This is a genomic window from Mesorhizobium intechi (genome assembly GCF_002879535.1).
Lineage (GTDB): Bacteria > Pseudomonadota > Alphaproteobacteria > Rhizobiales > Rhizobiaceae > Mesorhizobium > Mesorhizobium intechi.
In genome coordinates, this window is record NZ_PNOT02000118.1 from 1 (window position 1) to 8,068 (window position 8,068).

At 63.3% G+C, this 8,068-nt stretch carries 8 protein-coding genes and 1 pseudogene; 5 read left to right on the forward strand and 4 right to left on the reverse strand.

Features of this window, described 5'->3' with window-relative positions; translation table 11 throughout:
• Both C1D09_RS10725 and C1D09_RS10730 read left to right on the forward strand, forming a co-directional pair.
• The coding region (locus tag C1D09_RS10725; protein ID WP_208760370.1) for a dihydroxy-acid dehydratase domain-containing protein at nucleotides 1–1,002 on the forward strand (1,002 nt) is incomplete at its 5' end.
• A complete protein-coding gene (locus C1D09_RS10730; RefSeq protein ID WP_143974237.1) occupies nucleotides 989–1,819 on the forward strand; it encodes a tetratricopeptide repeat protein in 831 nt (276 codons plus the stop codon). The genes C1D09_RS10725 and C1D09_RS10730, both read left to right, overlap by 14 nt.
• Before the next feature lie 46 nt (nucleotides 1,820–1,865).
• Here the strand turns inward: C1D09_RS10730 and C1D09_RS10735 are convergent, their stop codons facing one another.
• The 4 genes from C1D09_RS10735 to erpA form a co-directional block, all read right to left on the reverse strand.
• Nucleotides 1,866–2,183 carry a hypothetical protein gene (locus tag C1D09_RS10735; protein WP_167514566.1) on the reverse strand — a complete coding sequence of 106 codons (318 nt, stop codon included), beginning with the start codon at nucleotides 2,181–2,183 and terminating at the stop codon, nucleotides 1,866–1,868.
• Between the two features lie 70 nt (nucleotides 2,184–2,253).
• The gene (gene xth, locus C1D09_RS10740; RefSeq protein WP_143974239.1) at nucleotides 2,254–3,048 is read right to left on the reverse strand and encodes an exodeoxyribonuclease III; all 795 of its coding nucleotides are present in this window, start codon (nucleotides 3,046–3,048) and stop codon (nucleotides 2,254–2,256) included.
• Between the two features lie 7 nt (nucleotides 3,049–3,055).
• Nucleotides 3,056–3,448 carry a VOC family protein gene (locus C1D09_RS10745; protein WP_143974240.1) on the reverse strand — a complete coding sequence of 131 codons (393 nt, stop codon included), beginning with the start codon at nucleotides 3,446–3,448 and terminating at the stop codon, nucleotides 3,056–3,058.
• A gap of 4 nt (nucleotides 3,449–3,452) precedes the next feature.
• Nucleotides 3,453–3,800 carry an iron-sulfur cluster insertion protein ErpA gene (gene erpA / locus C1D09_RS10750; protein ID WP_143974241.1) on the reverse strand — a complete coding sequence of 116 codons (348 nt, stop codon included), beginning with the start codon at nucleotides 3,798–3,800 and terminating at the stop codon, nucleotides 3,453–3,455.
• 76 nt (nucleotides 3,801–3,876) lie between these two features.
• On the opposite strand from erpA, the gene C1D09_RS10755 reads away from it, so the two are divergent.
• From C1D09_RS10755 to C1D09_RS10765, 3 genes and pseudogenes are all read left to right on the forward strand, one after another.
• A complete protein-coding gene (locus tag C1D09_RS10755; RefSeq protein ID WP_143974242.1) occupies nucleotides 3,877–5,091 on the forward strand; it encodes a deoxyguanosinetriphosphate triphosphohydrolase in 1,215 nt (404 codons plus the stop codon).
• Nucleotides 5,092–5,151: 60 nt separating this feature from the next.
• Nucleotides 5,152–6,909: an arginine--tRNA ligase gene (argS, locus tag C1D09_RS10760; RefSeq protein ID WP_143974243.1), complete on the forward strand. Its 1,758-nt coding sequence runs from the start codon at nucleotides 5,152–5,154 to the stop codon at nucleotides 6,907–6,909.
• Nucleotides 6,910–7,012: 103 nt separating this feature from the next.
• Nucleotides 7,013–8,068, forward strand: a pseudogene (locus tag C1D09_RS10765) (SPOR domain-containing protein); the annotation flags it as partial.

The following is an 8,068-nucleotide window of genomic DNA, read 5'->3' on the forward strand; positions in this document are numbered from 1 at the left end:
GGCGAAAAGATCATGGAGCTGATCGCGAAAAACATCCGTCCGCGCGACATCGTCACGCTGAAGGCGCTGGAGAATGCGGCGACCGTGGTTTCCGCCACCGGCGGCTCGACCAATGCAGCGCTGCATCTGCCGGCGATCGCGCATGAGGCGGGCATCAAATTCGATCTCTTCGACGTCGCGAGGATTTTCGAGAAGACGCCTTACATCGCCGATCTCAAGCCTGGCGGCAAATATGTCGCCAAGGACATGTTCGAAGCCGGCGGGATTCCGCTCCTAATGAAGACGCTGCTCGATCACGGCTATCTGCATGGCGATTGCCTGACGGTCACTGGCCGCACTTTGGCCGAAAACATGGAGCACGTTGCCTGGAATGAACATCAGGATGTGGTCCGCCCGGCCAACAGACCAATTACCCAAACCGGCGGTGTCGTGGGCTTGAAGGGAAATCTGGCCCCCGAGGGCGCGATCGTGAAGGTCGCGGGCATGGCGGAGTTGAAATTCTCCGGCCCGGCGCGCTGCTTCGATTCGGAAGAGGAATGTTTCGAGGCGGTGACGCATCGCAACTACAGGGAAGGCGAGGTTCTGGTCATTCGCTACGAAGGGCCGCGCGGCGGTCCGGGCATGCGCGAGATGCTGTCGACCACGGCAGCGCTCTACGGCCAGGGCATGGGCGGCAAGGTGGCGCTGATCACCGACGGCCGCTTCTCGGGCGCGACACGCGGCTTCTGCATCGGCCATGTAGGGCCGGAGGCGGCGGTGGGTGGCCCGATCGGCCTCATCCGGGATGGTGACGTGATTTCGATCGACGCCGTGAACGGCACGATCGAGGTGGCGCTGTCGGAAGCCGAGCTGACGGCGCGGGCCAAGACATGGAAGGCGCGCACGACCGACTATCAGTCGGGCGCGATATGGAAATACGCACAGACGGTCGGGTCTGCCAGGGATGGCGCGGTCACCCATCCTGGCGGTGCGAAAGAAACACACTGCTATGCGGATATCTGAGTTGTTGAGGTCATCTGTCCTTCCGGCACTGGTCGCTGCTGCGATCTTTGGCGCCGTTGGCCAGGCTTTGGCTTTTGACGACAAGGTGTTCGACGACAAGACGGGCGTGAAGCCGCAGTCCAGCCCTTGGGCGGTGTTCCAGTTCGGCTTCTCCGCCTACAAGAACGGCCACAAGGAACAGGCCGCCGAAGCCTATAAATACGCCGCCGAAAACGGCCAGATCGGCGCCACCTGGAAGCTTGCCCGCATGTATGCAGAGGGCGACGGCGTGGAGCGCGACGACTACGAGGCGTTCAAGTTCTTTTCCGAGATCGTCGACCAGGATGTCGAGCCCGGCTCGCCTGAGGAAAGCTACGTCTCCGACGCGCTGGTGGCGCTCGGCGACTATCTGCGCAAGGGCATTCCCGGCAGCCCGGTAACCGAGAACGAGGTGGCGGCACAGGAATATTACATGCGCGCCGCCGCCAACTACCGCAACCCGAACGCCCAGTTCGAGATGGGCCAGATGTTCCTGAAGGGCGAGGGCGGCGTGAAGGCCAGCGTCAAGCAGGCCGGGCGCTGGTTCCAACTCGCCGCCGAAAAGGGCCATGCCGGCGCGCAGGCGACGCTTGGCCATCTCTTGTTCCAGAGCGGCAAGATCGTTCGCGGCCTTGCGATGATGACCGCCGCGCTCGAGCGCGCGTCGCCGGCCGACCAGCCCTGGATCCGTGGCATGCAGGAAGAGGCTTTTGCCGCCGCCGGCGAGGCCGACCGGCGCACGGCGATTTCGCTGGCTGATGACATCCTGACCAAGGGCACCACCAACGCAGACCAGTAAGGTCGTCTGCCGCTCTCCCCACGGGGAGATCAGCCAGTCAGAGAAATCAGTTCTCGGTTGGCTCCGTCGGCACCATGCTGGGCGCGGGCGTCGAGATCGGCGTGACGTGCAGGTGCGGCGCCATCATGTTTCCGGGGCAGCTGCCGCCGATTTTCGTCCAGGATGTGTTGTTGAGCACCATCTCGCAGCGCGCCAGATGGCTCTGGTCGGCAACCGTCAGGCAGGCGACCTGACCGACCGGGTAGGACTTTCCATTGGCGAGACATTCGGGCGCGGCAAAAGCCGGCACCATGGCGGCCGTGGCAAATGCCAAGCCGATCGGACAAGCAACGAATCGAATGGTCATGGGAACCCCAGCCGCCATGATGATCTTCCATCAAGCGCCCGATTTGTGGCGATACAAGGTCGGGCGATTCGCGGGCAGAAGGGCCCGGTCAGGCCGGCTGAAGCGTGAGATCGATCGCCACCGGGACGTGATCGGACGGTTTTTCCCAGGCGCGTACATGCTTTTCGATCGAGGCCGACGAGAAGCGATTGGCGGCTTCCGGCGACAGCAGCAGGTGGTCGATGCGGATGCCGTTGTTCTTCTGCCAGGCGCCGGCCTGATAATCCCAGAAGGTGTAGGTGTCGGGTGCATCGGTGACCGCGCGCACCGCTTCGGTGAAACCGAGGTTGAGCAGCCGGCGGAAGGCCTGCCGCGTCTGCGGCTGAAACAGCGCGTCGCCCAGCCAGTTCTCCGGAAAACGCGCGTCGATCGGCTCGGGAATGACGTTGTAGTCGCCGGCCAGCACCAGCGCCTCTTCCAGCTTCAGCCGCTCTTCGGCCCAACGCTCCAGCCGCGTCATCCATGAGAGCTTGTAGGGGAATTTTTTGTCGTCATCGATCGGATTGCCGTTCGGGAGATAGAGAGAGGCGACCCGCAGCGCGCCCTTGTCGGTCGAGAACACACCTTCGATAAAACGCGCCTGCTCGTCGGCGTCGTCGCCGGGCAGTCCCCGGATAACTTCGTCAAAGCGCAGCTTCGACAGCAGCGCCACGCCGTTGAAGCCCTTCTGGCCATGGGTCTCGACATTGTAGCCCAGCGACTCGATCTCGGCGCGCGGGAACTGCTCGTCGATCGTCTTGATCTCCTGCAGGCAGACGATGTCGGGCGCGCTCTCGGTCAGCCAATGGGTCAGGTTGCCGATGCGGGCGCGAACGCCGTTGATGTTCCAGGTGACGATTTTCATGACGGTCTTACTCTTCCTGCGACGGGTGGCGTTCGACCAGGCCGATCGTATTGCCCGCGGGGTCCTTTAGGAAGGCCATCCACTCGCTTTCCCCCGGTGGTCCGAAGGTGCCTTCGGTATCACGATGCACAAGCGCCGGTGGTGCGGTAAAGGGGACGCCGGCGGCTTTCGTCTCGGCGTGGAAGGCTTCGAGGCCCGCCATGTCGAGATAGACTATGCCGGCCGGAACGCCGTCGGTGAACAGCAGCCTCACATTGCCGGCGATGATGAAGGCGATGCCCGGCGGATCGTAGCGGGCATGAACGCCCATGCCGAGCACATCGCGCCAGAAGGCCAGCGTCGAATCAAGATCGCGTCCGGCCGACAGCGCGACCTGACGGACCGCGCCGATGGCAGGCATGCGGTTAGACGGAGAAGCTCGTGCCGCAGCCGCAGGAGGCGACGGCGTTCGGATTGCGGATCTGGAAGGACTGGCCCATCAGATCATCGACGAAGTCGATCACCGAGCCGCCCATATAGACCAGCGACAAATCGTCGATCAGCACCGTGGCGCCGTCTTTCTCGATAGCGACATCGTCCTCGTTGCGGGTGTCGACCAGATCGAATTTGTAGGAGAATCCAGAGCAGCCGCCGCCTTCGACGGACACGCGCAGCGCCGTTTTGCCGGCCTCGCCAGAGACAATCTTGGCGATCCGCCTGGCGGCGGCCTCGGTCATGTCGACTTTCATGGCGGTCTTGGCATCCGCGCCCATGGGCGTCACCTTGCTTTCGGTTTCACATGATAGGTATGAAGCGCAAAGGGCCAAGTCAACTGCGGCAGCATCAGCCATGACCAATGAGTTGGGCGACATCGGGTTCGGCTATCGGCCGCGCGCGGCCTACGCCACAGATCCGGCGCGCTCGCGCGGGCGGCTGTTCGACGAGGTCGAGAGCCCGACCCGCACGCCGTTCCAGCGCGACCGCGACCGCATCATCCACTCGACGGCGTTCCGACGGCTCAAGCACAAGACGCAGGTCTTCATCGCGCATGAAGGCGACCATTATCGCACCAGGCTGACCCATTCGATCGAAGTGGCACAGATCGCGCGTGCGCTGGCGCGGGCGCTGCGTGGCGACGAGGATCTCGCCGAAGCGGTGGCGCTGGTGCATGATTTCGGCCACACCCCCTTCGGCCATACAGGCGAGGACGCGCTGAACGACAAGATGGCGGCCTGGGGCGGCTTCGACCACAATGCGCAGTCGCTGCGCATCGTGACGCGGCTGGAGGCGCGCTACGCCGAATTCGACGGGCTGAACCTGACCTGGGAGACGCTGGAGGGCCTAGTCAAGCACAATGGCCCGTTGACGGACAGCAGCGGCAAGGGCTTGAAAGGGCCGGTGCCGCAGGCGATCCGCGACTATTCGCAGCTGCAGGATCTCGAACTGGACCGGTTCGCCGGCATCGAGGCGCAGTGTGCCGCGATCGCCGACGACATCGCCTACAACACGCATGACATTGACGACGGGTTGCGGGCAGGGCTGCTGACGCTCGACATGCTGAAAACCGTCTCGCTGCCGGGAAAGATCCTGGAGGGCGTGCGCCAACGCTATCCCAGGCTCGACGACGTGCGCACCGGTCACGAACTGATGCGGCGGCAGATCACCGCCATGGTCGAGGATGTCATCGTTGCCGCGACCGCAAATCTGGAACGCGCCGGACCGCAAAGCGACGATGCGGTCAGGGCGGCGGGCGAAACGATGGTGACCTTTTCCGCCGAGATGGCCGCGGCCGAGAAGGAACTGAAGGCCTTTCTCTACAAGCACCTCTACCGGCACGAAGAGGTGATGCGGGTGCGCGCCAGCGCCGAACAGATCGTCAGGGACCTGTTCGACGTCTATTTCGCCGATCCGCGCGCCATGCCGGACGGTTGGCGCGAGGGGCTGGACCGGGCCGAGGATCGCATCAAGGCGCGCAGCGTCGCTGATTTCCTGGCAGGGATGACCGACACCTATGCGCTCAAGGAACACAGGCGGTTGTTTGACCGCACCCCGGATTTGAGCTAGGGCGAGCGCGATTTTGCCGGCTGACAAGCCGGATTCGCCTAAACCGCCAGAGCAGTACCCATGAACATCTTCGCCGATTTCACCGCGCGAGTCACAAAGGCTGTCGAAGCGCTTGATCTGAAAGACAAGGACGGCGTTTCGCCCGACCTGTCGCGGATTGCCGTCGAACCGCCGCGCGACGCAAGCCATGGTGACCTCGCGACCAACGCGGCGATGGTGCTGGCCAAACCCACCGGCCAGAACCCGCGCGCGCTGGCTGAAAGGCTGGCGCTGGCGTTGCGCGATGACAAGGATGTCGCCGCCGCCGAGGTTGCAGGCCCTGGCTTCGTCAATCTCCGGCTCAAGGACGGCTTCTGGCAGGCGCATCTGTCGGCGCTTCTGGGCGAGGGGCGCAAATATGGCCGCTCGACGATCGGCGCCGGCCGAAAAACCAATGTCGAATATGTCTCGGCCAACCCGACGGGGCCGATGCATGTCGGCCATTGCCGGGGCGCGGTTGTCGGTGATGCGCTCGCCAATCTGATGGCGTTTGCCGGCTACGACGTGACCAAGGAATACGTCATCAACGATGCCGGCGGACAGATCGACGTGCTCGGCCGCTCGGTCATACTGCGGTATCGGGAGGCGCTGGGCGACGACATTGGCGAGATTCCGACGGGCCTTTATCCAGGCGATTATCTGGTTCCTCTCGGCCAGGCACTGGCGAAAGAGTTCGGCCGCGGCCTGCTCCAAATGCCGGATGATGAGGCGCTGGCCATCGTCAAGGACCGCGCGATCGACGCCATGATGGCGATGATCCGAGAGGATCTGGCGCTGCTCAACGTGCATCACGACGTGTTCTTCTCCGAGCGCACGCTGCACGCCGACAATGCCAGGAAGATCCGCTCGGCGATCAACGACCTGACGCTGAAGGGCCATATCTACAAGGGTAAGCTGCCGCCGCCCAAGGGTGAGAAGCCGGACGACTGGGAAGACCGCGAGCAGACGCTGTTCCGCTCGACCGCGGTCGGCGACGACATGGACCGGGCGCTGGTGAAGTCCGATGGCGCGTTCACCTATTTCGCCGCCGACGTCGCGTATCTGAAGGACAAGGTCGATCGCGGCTTCGTCGACCTGATCTACGTGCTCGGCGCCGACCATGGCGGTTACGTCAAACGGCTGGAAGCGCTGGCGAGGGCGATCGCCGGCGACGAGGTGAAGCTCACTGTCCTGTTGTGCAATCTGGTCAAGTTGTATCGCGACGGCGAGCCCATACGCATGTCGAAGCGGTCGGGCGACTTTGTCACGCTGCGGGAAGTCGTTGAGGAGGTTGGCCGCGACGCCATCCGTTTCATGATGCTGTACCGCAAGAGCGATGCGCCGCTCGATTTCGATTTCGCCAAGGTCACCGAACAGTCCAAGGACAATCCGGTGTTTTACGTGCAGTACGCCTCGGCGCGCTGCCATTCGGTGTTCCGGCAGGCAAGCGAGCAGCTGGGCGAAGCCAATTTCGATCGCCAAAGCCTGGCTGCCGCCGCGGCTATGCTGACCGACGAGGGCGAGATCGGCCTGATCCGCAAGCTCGCCGAATATCCGCGCCTGATCGAATCCGCCGCACTTGCGTTGGAGCCGCATAGGCTGGCATTTTACCTCTATGATCTGGCTTCCAGTTTCCACGGACACTGGAACCGGGGTACGGATAATCCGGACTTACGTTTTGTTAAGGTTAACGACCGACAATTGACGCATGCCAGACTAGGGCTGGTGCAGGCTGTTTCGGACGTTCTGACGTCCGGCCTGACGTTGATCGGAGCCGCTGCGCCCACCGAAATGCGTTAGGTTTGACTAAAAAACCTGTCACCTTTTGCCCACATTGCGCTGGTAAGGGCCAACCCTGCGCGACGTCCATGGCGTCCGAATGAGTGCGAGTTCGGGAACAATAATGGCAGACAGAACCCAGCTGAGAGTAGCCGACAACAACGACATCGCTGACGATGATCCGTTCGCGGAACTGACCAGGATCATGGGATTCGACCCACGCCAGCCGGTCAAGCAGCAGGCGCGGGTCGAGCCGCAGGCCGCTGCCGCCAGTCAGCCCGTGCACGAGGACGATTTCGACATCGACCTCGAAAAGGAATTGATGGGCGAGTTCGACGCTGGCGACAGCGTCGCCGCTGCGGTTGTCGAGGCTCACGAGCCGACATTCGAAACGGCCGCCACTCACGCGGCCGACGACGATCTTGCGCTGTCGCTCGACGACGATTTCCATCTGGACCTCACGGGTGCCGACGAGCAGGGACTCGTCTCCAGCCATGCCCACCCCGATGCTGCCGAAGCCGTGCCGTCCGTCGAATCTGGCTTCGACGCCGATTTCGACAATGCCATCGCTAGTTCGCTCGAAGACGTTTCGCCCTTTGAGGATGACCTGCCGATGGAGGACGAGCTTGCCGCGTCGCTCGATCAGGACTTCCACATCGAGGACCACGCAGCCAAGATCGAGGACGAACCCGTCGAGACCCAGCATGGCGTTGCCGAAATGCCGATGGCTGTCGAGCCGGCCGCCGCGCATGAATTCGACGATGCGGTCGCGGTTTCCCTCGAAGATGAGCTGATGCTTGACGACTATTCGACGGATCAGCGCCAGGCGGCTGCGGCCGCGGTCAACGATCCGGAGCCGGTGGCCGCCGCGAATGAAGCCCAGGCGATCGCCGACCAGGATTTCGAGGGGCATTTCGACGCCGCCATGGCGGATGTCGACATGAATTTTGACGTTCGGGCGGACCAGCCGGTGGCCTTTGATGCGGCGGAAGCACACGAAGTGCCCGCTCATGCCGTGGATGCGAGGGACGAGTTCTCGAATTCCGAGGCCGTTTCGGAAGATGATTTCGATCTGAACCTGGACGGCTCGTTCGCCGAGCCTGCCGAAGAGCCGGTCGCCGAGGTTGCCGCTGCCGCGGTCCAGCCGGCAGCTCCAGTAACCCCGCCGACCGTCATGGCC